The organism is Imperialibacter sp., assembly GCF_040222385.1.
Taxonomy (GTDB): Bacteria; Bacteroidota; Bacteroidia; order Cytophagales; family Cyclobacteriaceae; genus Imperialibacter.
The window spans coordinates 319,689-338,944 of record NZ_JAVKDF010000010.1; the positions used below are offsets into that span (position 1 = coordinate 319,689).

The following is a 19,256-nucleotide window of genomic DNA, read 5'->3' on the forward strand; positions in this document are numbered from 1 at the left end:
TTACCTTTGCCTTCAACCATTCAAATAATGTACGAAATACTTCTTTTTGCCCACTCATGGGTTCGCTGGATAACCCTCATTCTGTTCATTGTTGTGCTTTTCAATTCTGTCATGGGAATGGGTGGAGGTAAAGAATACCTCAAAAAAGATAAGATACTTGCTTCCTCTTTGATGGGCACCCTTCACCTTCAGCTGCTTGTCGGGTTGCTGCTCTACTTTGTGTTTAGCCCTATAACCACCACAGCCATGGAAAACATGAAAATGGCCATGAAAGTGGGAGCCGTGAGGTACTGGGCAGTGGAGCACATCTCCATAATGATAGTGGCCGTTGTGGTAGCACAAATTGGAAGTATTCGGGTGAAAAAGACCTCCGTCGACAAAAAGAAATTTAAGCTGCAGGCCATATTCTTTGGAATCGCACTGATACTGATTCTTTCACGCATTCCGTGGTCGGAGTCGGCTCGCCTGTTTAGGTTTTAGCCTGATTCGAGCACTCATTGCCCATAGTTTTCCTGCTATGCTTGATTTATTCCTGAAATTGTGCTGAGGCACGTCATTGTGGTGCTGCCTTTCTGCGCTTACCTTGACTGGATCTGATCAATAAAGGCACAATTGATGAAATTAACTTCATTTCGCATAGTAATGGTTTATTTTCTGATGGCTACGATGTACATCGTGCTGTCAGATAAAATTGTATCCTACCTGGTGAGAGATATAAATTTACTCTCTGAGGTTCAGAGCTATAAGGGACTTTTCTTTGTTGCCTCTACATCAGTATTGCTGTACTATCTCATAAAGATCAATACCAGAGAGCTGAGAAAGGAGAAAACAGAAGCCTTAAGAAACGAGCAGAAATACCGATTGCTTTTTAACCAAAACCCACTGCCCATGTGGGTGTACGACGCCGGCACTCATAGGATACTGGATGTGAATGAAACTTCGGTAAGTATTTATGGTTATTCAAGGGCCGAGTTTTTGACAATGATCCTTGAAGATATACAAGTGGAAGCGCAGCCCGGCGATGTTTCGCCAAAACCAGCTGAGCAGGGAGACTTTTTCCGCCTGACAGGGAGGCGGAAGCACCTAAAGAAGAACGGAGCCAGCATATTTGTCGAGATATTTACGCACGCAGTAGACTATAAAGGAGTCAGTGCCAACATGGTTTTGGTGCACGACATTTCCGATATGCTGAAATCGCAGGAAGATCTGACCAGCTCTGTGAATGAACTCAACAACTTTGTGTATAGGGCTTCTCACGATTTGAGAGGCCCAATCGCCAGAATGATTGGTTTGTCCGAATTGGGAAAAACTGTTCACGACGTGTCGGATTCGATGGAATACTTCGGGCTGATTGGTCAAACCGCCTACAAGCTGGACAAGTCTTTGCAAAGGCTTTTGATTATCAACAGCATTAAAGGCCGGGAGCTTGAAGCGAAAGAGCGAAGCCTTCGTTCCATGATCAACGAGTCTGTCAAGGCCTTTAGCTTTGACCTGGCAGACCAGAATGTTACGCTCACACTAACCGAAAGTCCGGACACAACTGTTTGGTGCGACAAGTATTTTTTTCGGGTGGCACTTGATAGCCTGATCGAAAACAGCATCAATTTTAGAGCCCCTGCAAGAGTAAGAAAGGCAACAATTGTAATTGATTATGTCAGGACGGAAACTCATCTGCAGGTTAGGGTAACTGATAACGGCATAGGCGTAAAGAAAGAAGTGAGGGACCATATTTTCACACTTTTCTACAGAGGTGCCGAAGAGTCAAAGGGATCAGGCCTGGGTCTCTACCTTGCATCCAGCGCTCTTGGAAGGGTCGGCGGATCGCTGGCGCTACAGTCGTCGGACGAAGAGTCGACAACCTTTATTATTTCCATTCCTCTTGCGTGCTCTCCTCAGTTGTCGTAATTCCATTATCTTCCCGTATGAAATGGAAATCGACTGCCGCCCGTCTTGTGGTCATTGGCGCTTGCATGCTAGGGTGTGCACCCAAGCCCAGCCTTCCGGAAAACCTGAGGGCCATTGAGAAATTCGATGTAATTATCAGAAATGGTAGGATAATAGACGGATCGGGTCAGCCAGCGTTTGCCTCCAGTATCATCATTCAGGCTGACACAATCGCCTACATTGGGCAGCTGGATTCCACAAGGGCAGCCATAGTCGAGATAGACGCCAGGGGAAAAGTGGTTTCACCAGGTTTCATCGATGCTCATGCGCACGGTGATCCGATCAAAACGCCTCAGTTTTACAACTTTCTTGCGCAGGGAGTTACTACTATTTGCCTGGGGCAGGATGGCTCAAGTGACTCAAAAGGAGAATTTGGTGCATGGCAGGCTTCCGTCGACAGTGTCAGGCCAGCACTTAATATTGCTCCGTTCACTGGCCACGGTTCGTTGCGAATGGAAATAGAAATACCTTTTGAAGAGGAATTAAGTGAGGCAGACATGGCAATGATGGCTGCCGAACTGGATCATCAGCTTCAGTTGGGGAGTTTCGGGCTGACCATGGGGCTGGAGTATGTGCCGGGTAGGTATTCCGGAGAAAGGGAATTACAGGCACTGGCAAAAATAGTGGGCAGTTACCATGGTGTATTAATGGCCCACATCCGCAACGAGGACAACGACAAACTGGAAGCCTCTCTGGATGAATTTCTGGGCCTGGGTCAATGGGCTCCTGTGCACGTATCTCACCTTAAATCAGTTTATGGCGAGGGTACAAAGAGAGCCCTCGAAATTACTTCTATCCTTACAAAGTACGAAACGCTTGGCTACAGGGTAAGTGCTGATGTTTACCCATACATGGCCAGTTTCACAGGCATAGGTATTGTGTTCCCCGACTGGGCCATTCCTCCAGCCAATTTCAACTTAGTTAAAAAGGCGAGAAGGGGTGAATTGGAAGAGTTTTTGCGAAATAAGATTGCTCAAAGAAATGGGCCGGCTGCGACCCTGTTTGGCACAGCTCCCTATGCAGGTAAAACGCTGGCTGACCTTGAGAAAGAGCTCGACAAGCCTTTTGAAGACATCCTCATTGATGATATTGGGCCCAGGGGAGCGAGTGCGGCTTACTTTGTAATGAACGATTCCCTACAGATCGCTTTGATGAAGAGTGACTATGTGGTGGTATCGTCGGACGGCAGCCCGGGTATGAGACACCCGAGAGGCTACGGCAGCTTCGGTAAAATGATTGAGACTTACACTATACAAGGTGAATATTTTAGGCTGGAACAAGTCGTTCATAAAATGAGCGGACAAACAGCTGAAATTATCGGGCTAAAAGACAGGGGCCTGCTAAAGGTGGGCTACAAAGCTGATGTAGCAATTTTCGACCCGGCTAAGATCAAGGTAAAGGCCGATTTTCAGCATCCGCATCACCTTACCGAGGGTTTCGATTTTGTTTTGGTCAATGGCAAGTTGGCGAGAAGCAATGGAGAGTTTGTGGAAAGCCGAAATGGAAAACTTTTGAGAAGAGAGTAGTTGCTGTTTGCTTAATATCGAATTTGCCGCAGAGTTGTTCTTCCTGTCAATTTCCTTTTTTTGTGGTGTCGGCCTCAAACTCGAAAAACTCATCTTCCTTTAACTGTAAAGTGCCGGGTTTTTTTGCCGGATCCTTCCTGATTTCCTGAAGCAGCACCTTGCCTTCTTCCTTGATGTTTTCGATCAGGCTTTTGGCGGCGCTTCGGGCGTCGTAGCTAACTTTATAGTCATCTGTTGTGCCGGCAATCTTCACATGGGCGTAGATATTCCCCCTTTCGTCTTCTTCTATCGCACCAAAGCTTTCATCATTGTCCCGGCGGCGCTGTTTGTTGAATAAAGGGACCTTCAGGCGGTAGTCGATTTGCTGATCGAAAGTGTGGGTGCCACTAAGCGTTATGTTTGACACGTTTGACCGAATCTCCATGCTGGGAATCAGGATTTTCCTGTTTTCGATAAGGAACTGATTGGTGATTTCACCGAAAGTTAAATGGCCTAGCTTCTCTTCTCTTACAAGCCTGGAGAGTTCCTGCATTGGCTCGAAGTTAATGAGTTCACCGTTGACGCCACGGGCGTTTATCCGAGCCCTGAACAGGTCTGACATAAAACTGAGGTTGTTGTGAACGCCCATGTCTACATCAAAGTCGGCAAAGAGCTGCCCTTTGATGTGCTTGCTTTGCATCCAGGATTGTCCGAAATCATGAAAAACGTAGAACACGCTATCGATGTAGAGGTTTTTTACCTCCCCTGAGAAGTAGGTAAGGAGCGTGTCGCCGGGCTGGTCCGATAAGTTGCCGGTAAGCTTGATGTCGCCGCCCATGGTGGAGAAATCAAGTTTTTTCACATACACCTGCCGGTTTTGAATAAGAACTTCTGCATTCACATTTTTGCCAGTAAACCTGTCAAAAACCACCGTTTCAGCCTCTGCAGTTAGTTTCACACGAAGCTTGGGACTCACTGTAAGCGAATAAGCACCGCCGTCTCCGTTAGAGGTATTTTTATTGGCTAGCAGCTCGTTCAGGTCTAACCTGTTCGCTGATACCTTGCCTTCTACCAGTAGCAAGTTGTTTTTCTCCTCATAGAAAAAATGAAAGTTTCGCAGCAGCCCATTGATCCGCAGATCGCTGTTACCCAGTTTGCCGGTAGTTTCTGTAAATGCAACATCACGGTCATTGAAAAGTAGAATGCCACTCCACTCCCGGAACAACAGTGGGTAACTTTGCCACGAAAAGGTAGCATCCTGGATAGTTGTTTCTCCATCTATCAGCCAATCGCCAGTTGCTTTTTCATCCAGCTTTCCCTCAAAACCAAGGAGGTAGCTCAGCGTGCCGCTTTCGCTTTTTATACCCCAATCGGGCACGATTTTCTCAAACTGTGCGAGTGTCATATTGCCCTCCAGTTCGGCCCTGGTGTGCATAGTGGCCATGTTGGTGATGGTGGCGTTGCCTTGCAGGGGAAAGCTGTTCATCGTCCCCGATAGGTTTTGCAGTTGCAGACTCGTTCCATCGGATTGAAGGTTTGTAGTAAGTCGACCATCCAAACTAAAGTCCGCAAAAGTTAGCTGGCGGCTTGGGTAAAGGAACCGGACATGCTGCCCGCTAAAGTCGGTGTCCAGGGTTGGCCTCCCATTTTGTTTGGTGTAGCTTCCACTAAATGTCGCCTCGCCATCCAGGCCGTAGCTGGGCCAGTTAGTCGGCCATCCAGCGGGTATGTTACCAAGCAAATCCGCCAGGGACTTTGTGCTGCCAGCCCACTCCAGAAGCAGTTCGTCTGGGCTTGATGAGGTTAGCTTGCCGGTCAGGTTGTGGTTGGTTTCCTTTAGTTCCCAGGACTTGATCTCGGTCAGATGCCCCTTGTCGATCCTAACTCCCAGAAGTTCTATTTCCAGGAGCCGTCGTTCCAGGTAGGAGAAGCTCTGGTAAACCGTTTTCAGATTGGTCCCTTTCCAATGGCCCGAGAAAACCTGAGGGCTGTTGATGGATTGGATATCGAAGTGCGCCTGGCTGAACTCCCAATAGCTTAGTAGCTCAGCGGGTCGGTCTTCATAGCGAACCTTGCTGTTGGAAATTCTCAGTTTGCCAATAGTTAGCTGGGGAGATTCCTCATCCACTACTTTCTTCTTAAACACATCGAAATTCCTGACGCCATTTTCATCTATCAGGAGATTAATCTCGGCCTTTTCTACATTGAGCTGACGAATGTGATAATTTTTATCAAGGAAGTTCCATAGGTGAAAACTGAACGATAATCGCCCGATACTCACCAGCGGGTTTTCGGGTGTACCTGCTTCAACCTTTTGCAAGACAATCGATATGTTGGGGAAACTATCCCAATACGAAATGTCGATGTGCCCTACTTTAACCGGGGTGGTGAGTCTCTTATTTACATTGTCCAGAAAGTATTGAATGAACTCATCACGGTTGATTTGAATGTACAGCAAGCAAGCCAATAGCGTGGCAGTGACAAAAGCAATTACTCCGGTAAGTATCAGTGCGGCTAGTCGTGGAATTTTCACAGGATAAAATTAAACAAATCAAAGGCGTTTCTACGATACAACGCTGAGGATATAAATTTTATGAGCTAAGAAATATTTTTTATTAACCTATTTGCAAAAATACAAAAGGGTACTACATTTGCACTCCCTAACCTGGAAGCGGGTTGTGAAAACAACAGCTTTTTGAAAAGGGGCTCATAGCTCAGCTGGTTCAGAGCATCCCGACTTTCGGGTCGGGAGGGTCAAAGACCATGAATGTGAGAATAATAAATAGTGGGGCTCATAGCTCAGCTGGTTCAGAGCACCTGCCTTACAAGCAGGGGGTCCAAGGTTCGAATCCTTGTGGGCCCACATCCAAAAGGTCATTCAGAAATGGATGGCCTTTTTTTATTTTTGTCCATGCTTTGTTATTTCTACATTCTTTGGTCTGAGAGGAGATCCAAATACTATATAGGACACACCTGCGATGACTTACCTGAGAGGCTGCGCCGCCATAATTCAGATCACAAAGGGTTTACCGGCGGGGTTGGAGACTGGACAATCGTCTACACAGAAGAATACCTAGAGAAGGCACGAGCCTACAAGAGAGAGCGAGAAGTTAAAGAATGGAAAAGCAGGAGAAGAATTGAAAGGCTCATAGGCTCAGCAGGTTCAGAGCATCCCGGCCGCTAGGCCGGGAGGGTCCAAGGTTCGAATCCTTGTGGGCCCACAAAAGTCACTCAGAAATGGGTGACTTTTTTTATTTTTATCCATGCCTTGTTACTTCTACATATTATTCTCCGACTCAAAGGGTAAATTTTACATTGGTCATACCTGCGATAATTTGTCTGAAAGGTTACGAAAACACAATTCTCAACACAAAGGGTTTACCGGAGGAGTCGGAGACTGGACAATCGTCTACTCAGAAGAATACCGAGAAAAGACAAGGGCCTATCAGAGAGAGCGAGAAGTAAAAGCGTGGAAAGGCAGAAAAAGAATCGAAAGGCTCATTGGCTCAGCTAGTTCGCGGCATCCCGGCTGATAGGCCGGGAGGGTTCAAGGGCCGTTCGCTGTTGCGGCTGAACCGATTGCGAGGTCACAATAAAAAGTCATTCAGAAATGGATGGCCTTTTTTATTTTTGCCATTCCTGTATTGCATCCCCACAAACGACTGTCTAAAACTCAAATTTACTATCTTAGGCACTACTGAGGACTTCTCCGGAATGACTCAATCGACCGACTGCCTATATTATATGTTAAAGAAAGTTCACTCATTAGCACTTTTGTTGTGGTGCTGTTCTGTCGCCAATGCGCAGCAATCTCTGTCGGAGGTGATAAGCCAGATCGACACAATTCAAAACCCTGTAAACAAGTTGAGGCTAATTACAGAGGGAAAAAGACTACTTAAAGATGATGAGAGCGACTCCGTTAAAGCTGAATTCTTTCTCCGCTGTGGCATCACTTACGGCATTTCCGGTAAGGCAGACTCTTCCATGTACTTTTTTGAACAGGCACTGCAATTTGCCGGTGAGCCCCAGCATTTGCTCAAGTCGAGGGCTCATAACGGTATAGGCAATGTAAGTCGGCAAAGGGGAAATAACGAAGTGGCTTTTGAAAGCTTTCAGAATGCCCTGAAGGCCGTGGAGGGGAAAGCAGATTTCATGAGCCAGAGTTTTGAAGGCTCCATCATTGCCAACCTGGCCAGCATTTATTTCAGCATGGGAGACAACGACAAAGCCGAGCAGTACAGCCTCCGGGGTCTTGAGCATGCAAAGTCGATAAAAGACACTGCACAAATGGAGTACAGCTATGTTGGTCTGGCTCTGATTTACAATAAGACAAAGGAATACGAAAAGGCACTTGAGTATCATCAATTGGCTTCCCAGCTAATGGAAAGGGAAAATAGTGATCCTTACTTAAGGGACTACAACAAGATTAATTTAGCCAGACTGTTTGAGAATCAGGGTAAAATGGTAGAGGCCTTGTCCCTTTATGATGAGATGCTCCTGGGTACCAATCCTGATGTCGATATTAGAACGACTTCGTTGAAAAACGCCGGACAGATACTTTTCGAACTTGGAGATTTTACAAAAGTGATTGAATACGCCCAAAGACTGATGCTTCTCGCTGATGAAACAGAAACTCTTCCTTCGGCCGTAGATGCAACACAATTACTGTATCAATCATATCAGGCCACCGGAGACTATAAAACATCTAACGAATACCTGAATCTGTATGTTGTGTTGAACGACTCCCTAATCAATGAGAAATCGGCAAAGGCGCTGGTAGAGCTTGAAGCGAAGTATGAGAGCGAAAAGAAAGCGCAGGAAATTACTGAGCTCAAACTCGAAAACCAGCAGTCCGTCAATCAGCGAAACATATACTTATTTGTTACGCTTATAGTAATTGTGGGAGCAATTTTCCTAGGGGTGCTCATTCGCTCCAAAACAAAATCCAACAAGTTAATATCCAAGTCATTGAAGGATAAGGAGCTGCTTCTAAAGGAGATTCACCATCGGGTCAAAAACAACCTTCAAATTATTTCGAGCCTGTTAAGTTTGCAATCGAGGTACATCGAAGACAAAGGAGCCAAGGATGCTGTGAATGAGGGACAGAACAGGGTAAAGTCAATGGCGCTGATCCATCAGAAGCTCTACCAAAACGAAAACCTGGCTGGCGTAGATGCCCTGGATTACATTGAAAATCTCACCAGCACGCTCCGTTCCTCCTATGGCGTCGAAGCGGAGCGGGTGTCGGTGACCTACGACATCGAAAACCTTAATATCGATGTAGATACCATCATACCCATCGGCCTTATCCTGAACGAATTGATAAGCAACTCATTCAAGCACGCTTTTCCCAATGACAAGGAAGGGAATATCTCAATATGGTTAAAAAGAGCAAACAACCAACTAGAATTGAAGGTTTGTGACAACGGAGTAGGCAGCAAAAAAGACATTAGTAAATCTGATTCTTTTGGGATCCGAATGATCAGATCACTTGCAATGAAATTAGAAGCCACTGTCAGCTTTAATTTCGATAACGGCACAGAAGCCTCTTTGCTCATTTCTAGTTTTAAGTTGGCGTAAAAGATCATGGAGAAAAAGGTACTCATAGTAGAGGATGAACCGCTGATTGCTGATGATCTTTCTTTTCATCTACAGGATCTTGGTGTCAGCGACATCAAAATATCTCTCAAATACGAAGACGCTCTTAAAAAGCTTACTGAGTCAACATTTGATTTGGTGCTGTTGGATGTAAATCTCTCGGGTGAGAAAGATGGCATAGATGTGGCAAAGTTCATTAATCGCACAAACCCAACCCCGTTTATTTTTATAACCTCCTATTACGATGCGGATACGCTGAGTCGAGCGAAGGAAGTGAATCCTGTTGCTTACATCCTAAAACCATTCAACCAGCAGGATATACAGGTAAACGTTGAAATGGCCTTTCATAAAATCCGGTCTGCCAGGCGAGCCAAACCGGAAAAGTTCTTTATAAAAGATAAAGAAGGTTTGGTGTCGGTTGATCCGGACCACATTGACTATGTGGAGGCATTTGATAACTACGCAAAAATTTTTGTTTCGGGTCAATCGCACATCATCAGTCACACACTAAAAAGTATTGAGGACAAACTGCTGGCCTTTGGTTTCGAACGAGTGCATAAATCTTACCTCATCAACTTTTCCAGAATCACGATGATCAGCGAGGGGTACGTTTTTTTCGACAAAACAAAAATCCCCATAGGGCGGGCCTATAAGTCAGATTTTATGGCTAAAATTTCCCTTCTGTAATCACATTCTCGTTTGCTTCTGTCGATCACTAAAAAAATCATGTCGTTGGCTAAATAGGGCTACTTCGCCAGGTAGTATTTGAGCACCTTAGAGCAGAGAAAGTCTTATCAGACGAGCTTTATAGCTGCCTAATGAATATTTGTGACATATTGCTGCTCGGCCAATTTCCGAAAGCCGCAGCGTTCAAAGCCAGATTCATCAGGTGCTCATTCAGACGATTTGAGGCATTTTCTCCTACAACAGATTTAAAAAATAGATTCATAAACAACAATGAGGCCATCGACCTGACCTCGGCCTAAGGACGCTCTCCTTTTTTAGGAGACGGGCCTTAGGCTAACCCACAAAATATTAGCAGTCTGATCGTAAAGTAGAAATACTGTGCGAATAGGCAGCGTTGAAAGGGGTGTTCTGGTAGAACACCTTCTTTTTTTGCCTTGAAATGAGATAGCCCGCATCTGCGGCTTCACAATACCAAACACATTTTACTTGTATATCCGGCTGTTTGGTATTCCCCATCTTTATTCCGAACTTTACGTAACGAACTTTACGTAACGAAAGATTCGTAATAAATAGACAAGTATGAGGCCATCGGCGAACCCTTTCATTGTTTCAGGTTATCATAGCCCTGAGCACTTCTGTGACCGGGCTCAGGAGTTAGCCTGGATGATGGAGCAATTTTATAACGAGCGAAACACAGTGCTTTATTCGTGGCGTCGCATGGGGAAGACGTCGTTGATCAGGCATTTTTTCTACCATCTGGATAAGAGCAAAAAGGCAGACACCGTATTTGTTGATCTTTTGGGAACCTCAACATTGGGCGAAGCTAACAAACGAATCGCAACTGCCATAGTCCATCAGCTAAATGATACCAGCAAAGGAATAGGGACTGGTTTACTCAAATTCATTGGCTCTATTGGCGCCACTTTTGGCGTTGACCCACTTAGCGGAACCCCCCAGGTTACTTTTGGCCTTGTTCCAGATCAGTCTGTGCCATCCTCCCTAGAAGCTATGGGCAAATACCTGGAAGCAAGGAAGAAACCCGTGATGATCTGCATTGACGAATTTCAACAAGTAGTCAATTATAAAGAGGAGCACGCAGAGGCCACGTTTCGCACCTGGATGCAGGAATTTCCGATGGTACGTTTCGTATTCAGTGGAAGCCATCGGCAGATGATGGAGTCGATGTTCAGCGAAGCATCGAGGCCTTTTTATAGAAGTGCTCAAATGCTGAAACTAGAGGCTCTTCCGGTTGCTGAGTATTCAGATTTTATTTCGGTTCGATTCCGCAACACTGGGAAGGTGATCGACACGGCCTTTATCGATAGAATTTTTGAGTGGACAAGGCGGCAAACCTACTATGTACAACTGATTTGTAACAAGCTGTATGGAAGGAGTAATGTTGTCGACCAGAAGGTACTCGATGAAGTGCTTGCAGAGATTATTTACCAGGAAGTGCCAATTTTTTCTACGTACCAGCAATTGCTTACTGCCTTTCAATGGAAATTGCTGATTGCTATTGCCAAATCTGAAGAGGTGGAGAATCCACTTTCTCAGGAGTTTTTGGGTAAGTATGGCTTTGGAGCGGCAAGCTCAGTGAGTTCGGCCTTACAGGCGCTGACAAAAAAGGAGTTCGTCATTGTAAATGATGGCAGACATACTTTGCACGATACCTTACTTATGCGCTGGCTGCAAAATCTGTAACAAAGAACACTAACCTTTGGCCGGGTCATCACTCTCCCCAGTATTCTTCCACCTTTCTCCTCACAAAAGCCACGCTTCTTTCCAGTTGATCCATGCCGTCTACGCCATCTTCAATGCTGATCCAGCCATCGAAGCTGACTCTTTTCAATTCAGAAAAAATGGCATCATAATCATTCAGCCCCTTGCCAATTTCGCCATGACTAAGACGCTTTGCATACCCCACGGCTCCTCCTTCTTCATTCCGCAAATCTTCAATGGATCCGTATTTCAAATACCGGTCGCTGGCATGCATCGTCACCACCCGGTGCGAAACCCGCTTCAGTAGCTCGATGGGGTCTTCCCCAGCCAGGTAAGTATTGCTTGGGTCGTAATTCACTCCAAAATTTGGATGGTCGATGCTTTCAACCAGTTGGCAGAAAACGTCAGCTTTTTGGGCGAACTCAGGATATTCCCAGAAGTCATCCTTATAGTGATTCTCAATAATCAATGTGATGCTTCTTTCCTCTGCGTATGGTAGACACACCTCAATGCAATCGACAGCCAGCTTCACACCTTCATTGATAGTGAGCTCGGGCCTTTTTTGTCCGGAAAGAACACGACAATAGCTGCCTCCAAGGGCATAAGTCATGTCAATCCAATGTTTTTGCTTCTCTATCTCTCTTTGCCGAAAGCCACTGTCGGGGTGGGTGAAATCGGGAGAGCAGCACATCATCGGAATCACCTTCCCATGTCCTTCAACTTGTTTTCGGAACTCAGACCAGTTTTTTTCATTGGCCATCTCCAGAAACCCTGCATACCATTCTAGTCCGTCGATATCAAGTTTTACGGCCAGCTCAATCCATTCTGAAACCGTCATTGTTCCGTCTTTGCAAAGGGCTTGCATAAAAGCTTTGGGGAAAGCAGCGATTTGAGGCATAATCTATTTTTTCTTTGGTTTGATAGTAGTGGTGTCTTTAGGTGGGTTTCTGCCCATGAAGGGATACTGCTCCAGATCCACCACCTGCCCGCTGATAGGCCCACTTTCATCAGCAAGCCAGTAAACGGCGGCGGCGGCAATTTCTGCTGGTGCCAATATTCTGCCTGCTGGCGCATACACGTCTGGCAGGTCTTTGTACCAATCATCGGCCAGACCATGCTCCCGTTTGCGAATGGTTTCAACTTCTGTGAGCACCCATCCAGGATTGATCTGGTTCACTCTGACTCCGTCTTCCCGGTGGAGTGTATCGCCCAGGTTGCGGGTCATGGTCATCAACGCTCCTTTGGAAATGCTGTATGCCAGGAGGTTGGGTTCACCACTCCAGGCATTCACCGAGCCAATGTTGAGTACACAGCCCCTGTTCATTCTCAGCTCTGGCAAAGCGGCTTTGATGAGGTTAAATGGTGCAATGGTATTGACCTCAATGACTTTGCGAAGAAAGGCAGCGTCGGTCGTGTGAATGTTGGAAGACAACACACTGGCTGCATTATTAACAATAGCATCCAGCCTGCCGAAAGACTTAATGGCAAAGTCTACCAGCCGCTGCGGTGCTCCTTCCTTGCTGATATCTTCTATGTGCAGCCTCGCATGCTCCTTGCCAATGGCCTTCAACACGGATTCGCCCCAGTCTTTTTCTAGGCCATGAAGGATGACGGAGGCCCCTTCTGCCACACATCGCAAAGCAATGGCTTTGCCGATGCCTGTGGTGCTCCCTGTTACAATTATTACTTTGTCCTGTAGTCTCATGTTTAAACAGGTTTCAAAACGCTTTTCACAATTTCGTGGTGGTGCATTTTCTCGAACGCTTCCAGCCAATCGGTGACGGGCCACACACCGCCGATGATGGGCTTTACATTGAGCGACCCGCTTGCCAGCAGGGCAATGACTCGCTCCCAAACAGGCCAGTTGTGGCTGAAACTTCCCTGTAGTGTCACATTCTTTTGTACAATAGGATCAAGAGAGAAGCCAAGAGGAGTAGGCCCCCAGCCTACTTTTGTAATTTGGCCTTTGGGCCGAACCAAATCAAGTGCAATTTTCAAAGAGTCGCTGACGCCAGACGCATCCACTACACAGTCGACTCCCATTCTATCAGTTCTTTTTGCCCATTCAGAAGCGTCGCCAATAATTGTTTGGAGTCCATATTTTTTAGCGATCTCAAGCCTCTTTTTATCTGCTTCCAACCCAATAATAGCTACCTCAGCTCCACAAAGTTGAGCCACAGCAGCGCAAAGAATACCAATGGTGCCAGGGCCAATTACTACCACCCTGTCGCCGGGTTTGATACGGCTGTTTTCCACTACGGCATTGTAGGCAACACAGCAAGGTTCTGTAAGGCAAGCCTCTTCGAAGGATAGCTGATCCGGCACCCTGTGCAGGCAACGGGCGGGAACCTTCACATATTTTGTCATGGCACCATTCACACCATAGCCAAAGCCTTTGCGGTTGGGGTCAAGGTTGTAAAAACCCCTTCTTGACATGGGATTGTTTTGATCGATCACCGCAGCTGTTTCGCTCACTACCCTGTCGCCTTCCTTCCAATCGGCTACTCTTTTCCCCATCTGAGCAATATGGCCACCAAACTCATGCCCCAGCACCACCGGGTAGTTAACAGCCCAGCTATGATCCGACGTCCACTGGTGGAGATCGCTACCACAAACACCGACATTCGCCACTTCCAGCAGCACCTCGTCTTCTCCGATCACAGGCTGTTCAACCTCCCTTATTTCTACCGAGCCTTTTACCTCTGAGTAGTTGACTACGGCTACAGATTTAATGCTTCCCATTATTTTATTTGTTGTGATGTGTGTTTTGTTTGAGGCGGGTGTCTCCACACGCCTCGGATCATTTTTTCGATATGGTATTTCTTTTGCAGTTATTGCCTATTGGCCACAGTTTTGATTTCTACCTCCCCATAGCCGTGCACTTTCTCGCAAATCAGCCTCAGTGAGCTTTCCAGATTGCCATCAGCTGTTTTAAAGGCATCGGCGTCAATTGTCAGCGGAGCACCCAAAACAACCAACGGAGCTCCAAATTCAGGGCACCGAATCGCTTGCTCCAAACTTAATCCGCCCACCGCTTGCACTGGAATCGCCACAGCATTTACCACCGCCCTGAGTTGATCCAGCGGACTAGGCATTCTTTTTCCTGCCGCCGCTATGCCTCTTCGTTCATCATAACCGATATGATGGACAACATAGTCACAACCAAGGTCTTCAAGCCACTTCGCCCCCTCTACCATATCAGGGCAGCCAAGGTTGTCGCCCATTACTTTGACACCAAAGTCTTTCCCAGCCTGCACCACGCATTTAATGGTTTCTTCATGAGCCCTGGCCATTACTACCACATGGGTAGCACCAGCTTTGGCCATCATTTCAGCCTCCAGATAGCCTCCGTCCATGGTTTTGAGGTCAGCTACTATCGGTATGCCGGGAAAAGCTTCCCGCAGTTTTCTTAATCCGTGCAGCCCTTCAGCTAATATGAGCGGCGTGCCTGCTTCCAGCCAGTCGACGCCTGCCCGCAGTGCCATGGCAGCAGTTTTGAGTGCTTCGTCAATATCGGTAAGGTCTAGGGAAATTTGTACAATGGGTTTCATAAAAGAATGTTCGTTGTTGTTTCGGTCGGATATGTCGGTTGGTTATATCCAAAGGACTTGAAATGCAGAACTGGGCGCTATTTTTTTAGTGTAAAGTGTGAGGCTGGGGCTAGCAGGAAAAAACAAGGTGGAGGTTTTGTGAGTAGCGCAGTTTTCATAGTTGTCGTAAATTAGGGTAGGTCATAATTTAGGAACTAATTCCATGAAAATCCCTGAAATTATGTGGAAAGGCATTGCAAGGTTTTGTGCCGGGAAAAATAACACTTTGTAAAAGTGACGAACAAATTTCGGGGCTTTAGCTATATTAGCACGATCAACCAATAATATGAAAGCCTATCTTTTAAGTAAAAAGCGCATTCTTTCATCAGTCAGCCTGGCTGTGCTACTTGCGGGCATGCTGGTTTTCGCTTCTTGCGGTGGAGACGACGAAAATCCCACCTGCACAGGCTGCACGGCGGCAAGCCCATGGTCAAAAGCCGGGGCAGGTACCTGCTACGCTACACAGACCGATTGCGAAAGAGCCGAAGGAGGTACCTGCGTTATCTGCAACTAGCAGCCATTATTTTATTGACTGCTGCGCCTTGTCTATGATCATGTCTGCCAATTGATTGGCGTCTTTTGAGATTGCCTCTACGTCTGCAATCTTCTTTTTCCCCTGAAACACTGCACCGATTGCTGATATATTCTCTCCGTCTTCGGTATACCTTCCCCTGATCACATAAGCTTCTGGGAACGTTTTTACGTCAACAAACATCACACCCGCCTGACTATTCTGGCCTTCAAGTTTCTTTAAGCGCTGATCTATCAGTTCGCCTAGCTGTAAGTCGTCAATAAACGAAGCTTCATTTTGGAAAAGAGATGCCGCCACGGCAGGTCTGTTGGCCTTCAAAGCAATTTGCTTTCTCTGCTCCCCGTTGAGTTCCCCAATGTCGAAAGTGTTGAGGTCGTTAGGCACTCTCACTTCTGGTTTTTGAATGCCGCCAATTTCTGAGGCCAGCTCGGGTACTTTTTGCGAAGCAAAGTTGAACAGGCTGATAATGTCAATGTATCGGTCTTCTCTTAAGGCGGGACCTTTCATTCCGTACAAAAGGGAGTAAGTGAGCAGGCCTTGATCAAAAGCAGAAGCCTCGTAACTAACTGCATCCGCAGCCGACCCGGCAATGATATAGAGCCCTGTCCGATCTTTCAGGGTTTCAAGCGCTCTTGCTTCTTCGGAGCTCATGGTGAAGCTGCTGCCCGAAAGATTCTGGGCCAACTGTCCTGAATGACAGGCATCAATGATAAGCACCTGCCGGATAGTAGGCACTTCCATAATCAGCTTGGCGATCTCTTTGCTTGAAAGGGAAAAATTAGCTCTCTCTTTATTGCCACTAACTTCCATGCTCGAAGCATCGGCTGTCAAGTAATAAAAGTCAGCGTCTTCTCCCTTGTCAGCCACACCGTGACCCGAAAGATAAACAACGAGATAGTCGTTTGACGTAGCCACATTTTTGATTTTTGCCAGCTCCGAAACGAGGTTTGCTTTTGTGGGCTTGTCGTGGCCTGGGAGCGTTGAAAGCAATTTGACGCTCACATTCTCTTTTCCAAATCGACTCTCAGAACTCAGCTTTATGGCTCCATAAAAGTCTTCGGCATCTTTCGCAGCGTATTTCAAATCCATGTCATTTCCCTGGTAGTCCGAAACCCCCGCCACTATGCCATATACTTTAGGGGGTATGGCACCGCCAACTTTGTTCTCGTCAATCAGGTACACACTCTTCTCAGGGCTCGATAGGTAGCCATCCTGGTTGTATGCCTTTACGGTGATTTTGTTAAGTCCTCCTTTTTTGATGTAGGGATGATTTTCAATGCCGTAGTCGAAGCTGGCAAAACCATCAGTAGTGGTTGACACATCTCTCGACTCATTAATCACCTCCTTGCCATTGATAAAAATTACAATTCGCCCGATACCACCTCCCTGGTCATTCAGATTGATGCCCAGCTTACCGTCATTTTGTTCAGGGTGTGACAGTTTGATTTCCGGGTACAGGTCAAAGCCGTCCAGCTTCGGAGATAGCCGGATAGGGTCTTTATGAAAGCCAAGTAGTTTTGGTAAAAGGTAAGGCTCATAAAATTTGTCTTTCATTTGCTCCAGAGCAATGGACTCCCTACCAACCGAATAATGCATTAGGGAGATGGCTTCTCTTGAAGCATCAAACAGCCCATCGTCAGCCACCACTGCCCAGTCAGCGGCACTTAAAGGCGTTAGGGTTGCCAGCTCCTTCTTGTCGCTCAACGACCAGCATTTAATTAGCCCGTCGAAACCAGAGGAAAAAAGCACTTCTCCAGAGCTGCTGAATGCCAGCCCTGAAATAGCTGCAGAATGGCCTTTCAGTTGGAAAGCTTCAGCACCTTTTTCAAGATCCCAGAAAGTGATACTGTAATCTCCCTGGCTGCTGCCCTTACTGATCACATTGGAGAGCGTAACAAGATGTTTGCCGGTCGGATCAAACTTCAACCTTGTAATTGTTTTGCCATCAGGTACGGCAATCTTTTTCACCGCCTTACCACTGCCCATATCGATAAGCTGGAGGCTGGTTCCTTTGTTTTTAACAACGGCCCCAATCCATTTTCCGTCGGCGCTTACTTCGAAATATTGAAGTCCCTCAATTTTAATAGCATTTTGTTTTTTGAAGTTCTCAGTATCATAGAACGTAATGCCGGCCGAGGCGTCCTGAGCCAGTAGCAGCTTCCCGTCGGGCGTTAGCCGTTGGTCAAAGCTTTCTTTCAGCTTGATTATTTTGGGCTTCTTCCCGCTCTTAATTGAGAAAATGCCTGTGCCATTGTCTACTTTTTTGATGATGCGCTGGTCGTCGGACGTCACTTCCAGGTAGGGGTAGGTCAGTTGCTCACCCGTAGCTCTGCTATATACTACTGCGTCATATTTGGTGTCCCAGGCAGACACTGTTCCATTTTGTTGCACACCAGCCAGCAGATACTGGTTGGTTCCGAAGGCAAGTCCGATAACTGGTGCAGAGGCAGTTTTGAGCTGTTTTGGAGCGGTGGCGCCTGTCAGGTCGAAAAGGACGACGCCATCGTTTCTGCCGACTGCCAGCTGCGTGCCGCTTTTATTAATCGCCAGAGAAAGGATTTTGGAAGCAAGGCCGACAAAGGCACCATTGTACTTTCCGGTGGTCAGGTCATAGGCGTGAATGCCCCCTTGGTAGTCAGGTAGAAATAGTTCTCTCCCATTGGCCGAAAAGATCGCTGTTTGTAGCCCGATGGCACTGCCTGATTGTTCGAGTAAAGCTGTTGGGATTTGTATTTTGTCAGAGGCTTCTTCACCACCGGACAGCGGATAAAAGTGGACGTTCCTGGCGCTGCCTCTTCCGGTTAATACCAGCAAATCTTTCGATACATGCATACTGATAATTCTTGGTAGAGGTGACATGGCTTGGGAGATGGTTTTGCCGTTTTGAAAATTGGTCACTTCGCCGTCTCCTGTCACATAAACCCAGGAATCTTCTTCTGCTCCTGGCACAATGCCCGTTACCGCTTTCGCCGAATTGGTGACAATGGTAGCTACCTCACCACCCTGTTGGCGCATGCCCAAAGTGCCATCAGCGCAACCGAGAGCAAGCTTGCCAGCAGCGTTCCAGGTGAAGCTGGTGATTTTCTTCTCCTCCAATTCAACAGTATAAGCTTCCTGAGGCTTGTTGGCTGTAATCAACAATAGCCTGCCAGTTGTGGTAAGTGCACCCAATAATTTTCCTTCTGCATCAAATTGAATTTGAGTAACATTTCCCTCTATATCGGCAATACCTGAAATTTTCCAGTCCGACTGATGACGGATCACAATTTTGCCAGCCGCATCTGCTGTAGCGAGATATTTCCCATCAGCTGAGGCACTAATTGACGTAATGGCGCCACTGTGGCCTTCCAAAAAAGTGACGACTGTTTTTGTCCGGATATCCCAAACGGTAACGTCCGAACCACCATCAATACTGTACAGATAGGTGTTGGAGGGATCCGTTTCCAAACCAATCACCGGGTTGGTGTGGCCAATCGGCACAATAAGCTTAGGGAGCTGTGCCCCAGCAACGAATGAAGTCAAGAAAAATAGGAAACTTAGGAGGAGTCTCATGACAGTATGTTTTAAAAAGTAAGACCTGATAATGCAATTTAGCTAAAAGTATGCCGCAATGTATTGTGCTTTATTTTTAACTTGTAAAGGGTAGCTATCTCAGATTCCACAACGAATTTGGGGATGACC

Annotated in this window: 15 protein-coding genes and 2 tRNA genes; 11 read left to right on the forward strand and 6 right to left on the reverse strand. The window is 46.6% G+C overall.

Translation table 11 applies throughout. The annotated features are described in order from the left end of the window. Nucleotides 1–27: 27 nt before the first annotated feature. From RIG68_RS02710 to RIG68_RS02720, 3 genes are all read left to right on the forward strand, one after another. Complete coding sequence (locus RIG68_RS02710) at nucleotides 28–480, forward strand: hypothetical protein (RefSeq protein ID WP_350118344.1); 453 nt, start codon at nucleotides 28–30, stop codon at nucleotides 478–480. A 135-nt stretch (nucleotides 481–615) separates the two neighbouring features. Then, entirely contained in the window at nucleotides 616–1,905 is a 1,290-nt protein-coding gene (locus RIG68_RS02715) for a PAS domain-containing sensor histidine kinase (protein WP_350118346.1), read from the forward strand. 17 nt (nucleotides 1,906–1,922) lie between these two features. Then, nucleotides 1,923–3,470, forward strand: a complete 1,548-nt coding sequence (locus RIG68_RS02720; protein WP_350118348.1) for an N-acyl-D-amino-acid deacylase family protein — start codon at nucleotides 1,923–1,925, stop codon at nucleotides 3,468–3,470. A 46-nt stretch (nucleotides 3,471–3,516) separates the two neighbouring features. On the opposite strand, the gene RIG68_RS02725 is transcribed toward RIG68_RS02720, so the two are convergent. Beyond that, nucleotides 3,517–5,982, reverse strand: a complete 2,466-nt coding sequence (locus tag RIG68_RS02725; RefSeq protein ID WP_350118350.1) for an AsmA family protein — start codon at nucleotides 5,980–5,982, stop codon at nucleotides 3,517–3,519. Between the two features lie 255 nt (nucleotides 5,983–6,237). On the opposite strand from RIG68_RS02725, the gene RIG68_RS02730 reads away from it, so the two are divergent. The 7 genes from RIG68_RS02730 (at nucleotide 6,238) to RIG68_RS02760 (ending at nucleotide 11,435) form a co-directional block, all read left to right on the forward strand. Then, nucleotides 6,238–6,312 (forward strand) — tRNA-Val (locus RIG68_RS02730). A gap of 48 nt (nucleotides 6,313–6,360) precedes the next feature. Beyond that, complete coding sequence (locus tag RIG68_RS02735) at nucleotides 6,361–6,633, forward strand: GIY-YIG nuclease family protein (protein WP_350118393.1); 273 nt, start codon at nucleotides 6,361–6,363, stop codon at nucleotides 6,631–6,633. Beyond that, nucleotides 6,593–6,670 (forward strand) — tRNA-Arg (locus RIG68_RS02740). Before RIG68_RS02735 ends, RIG68_RS02740 begins: the two co-directional genes overlap by 41 nt. A 42-nt stretch (nucleotides 6,671–6,712) precedes the next feature. Then, nucleotides 6,713–6,982 carry a GIY-YIG nuclease family protein gene (locus RIG68_RS02745; protein ID WP_350118352.1) on the forward strand — a complete coding sequence of 90 codons (270 nt, stop codon included), beginning with the start codon at nucleotides 6,713–6,715 and terminating at the stop codon, nucleotides 6,980–6,982. 211 nt (nucleotides 6,983–7,193) lie between these two features. Further along, nucleotides 7,194–9,029, forward strand: coding sequence for a tetratricopeptide repeat-containing sensor histidine kinase (locus RIG68_RS02750; protein WP_350118354.1), 1,836 nt, complete (start codon nucleotides 7,194–7,196; stop codon nucleotides 9,027–9,029). 6 nt (nucleotides 9,030–9,035) lie between these two features. Further along, on the forward strand, nucleotides 9,036–9,734 hold the full coding sequence (locus RIG68_RS02755) for a LytR/AlgR family response regulator transcription factor (RefSeq protein WP_350118356.1): 699 nt from the start codon (nucleotides 9,036–9,038) through the stop codon (nucleotides 9,732–9,734). A gap of 579 nt (nucleotides 9,735–10,313) precedes the next feature. After that, nucleotides 10,314–11,435, forward strand: a complete 1,122-nt coding sequence (locus RIG68_RS02760; RefSeq protein WP_350118358.1) for an AAA family ATPase — start codon at nucleotides 10,314–10,316, stop codon at nucleotides 11,433–11,435. A gap of 28 nt (nucleotides 11,436–11,463) precedes the next feature. On the opposite strand, the gene RIG68_RS02765 is transcribed toward RIG68_RS02760, so the two are convergent. The 4 genes from RIG68_RS02765 to RIG68_RS02780 form a co-directional block, all read right to left on the reverse strand. After that, the gene (locus RIG68_RS02765; RefSeq protein WP_350118360.1) at nucleotides 11,464–12,351 is read right to left on the reverse strand and encodes a sugar phosphate isomerase/epimerase family protein; all 888 of its coding nucleotides are present in this window, start codon (nucleotides 12,349–12,351) and stop codon (nucleotides 11,464–11,466) included. A 3-nt stretch (nucleotides 12,352–12,354) separates the two neighbouring features. Beyond that, complete coding sequence (locus RIG68_RS02770; RefSeq protein ID WP_350118362.1) at nucleotides 12,355–13,158, reverse strand: SDR family NAD(P)-dependent oxidoreductase; 804 nt, start codon at nucleotides 13,156–13,158, stop codon at nucleotides 12,355–12,357. A gap of 2 nt (nucleotides 13,159–13,160) precedes the next feature. After that, complete coding sequence (locus RIG68_RS02775) at nucleotides 13,161–14,195, reverse strand: zinc-binding dehydrogenase (RefSeq protein WP_350118364.1); 1,035 nt, start codon at nucleotides 14,193–14,195, stop codon at nucleotides 13,161–13,163. Nucleotides 14,196–14,284: 89 nt separating this feature from the next. Continuing rightward, nucleotides 14,285–15,004, reverse strand: coding sequence for an orotidine 5'-phosphate decarboxylase / HUMPS family protein (locus RIG68_RS02780; RefSeq protein WP_350118366.1), 720 nt, complete (start codon nucleotides 15,002–15,004; stop codon nucleotides 14,285–14,287). Between the two features lie 325 nt (nucleotides 15,005–15,329). Here RIG68_RS02780 and RIG68_RS02785 point away from each other — a divergent pair, with 325 nt between their 5' ends. Further along, nucleotides 15,330–15,557 carry a hypothetical protein gene (locus RIG68_RS02785; RefSeq protein ID WP_350118368.1) on the forward strand — a complete coding sequence of 76 codons (228 nt, stop codon included), beginning with the start codon at nucleotides 15,330–15,332 and terminating at the stop codon, nucleotides 15,555–15,557. A gap of 6 nt (nucleotides 15,558–15,563) precedes the next feature. Here RIG68_RS02785 and RIG68_RS02790 read toward each other — a convergent pair whose 3' ends face one another. Then, nucleotides 15,564–19,127 carry a caspase family protein gene (locus tag RIG68_RS02790; RefSeq protein ID WP_350118370.1) on the reverse strand — a complete coding sequence of 1,188 codons (3,564 nt, stop codon included), beginning with the start codon at nucleotides 19,125–19,127 and terminating at the stop codon, nucleotides 15,564–15,566. Nucleotides 19,128–19,256 lie beyond the last annotated feature (129 nt).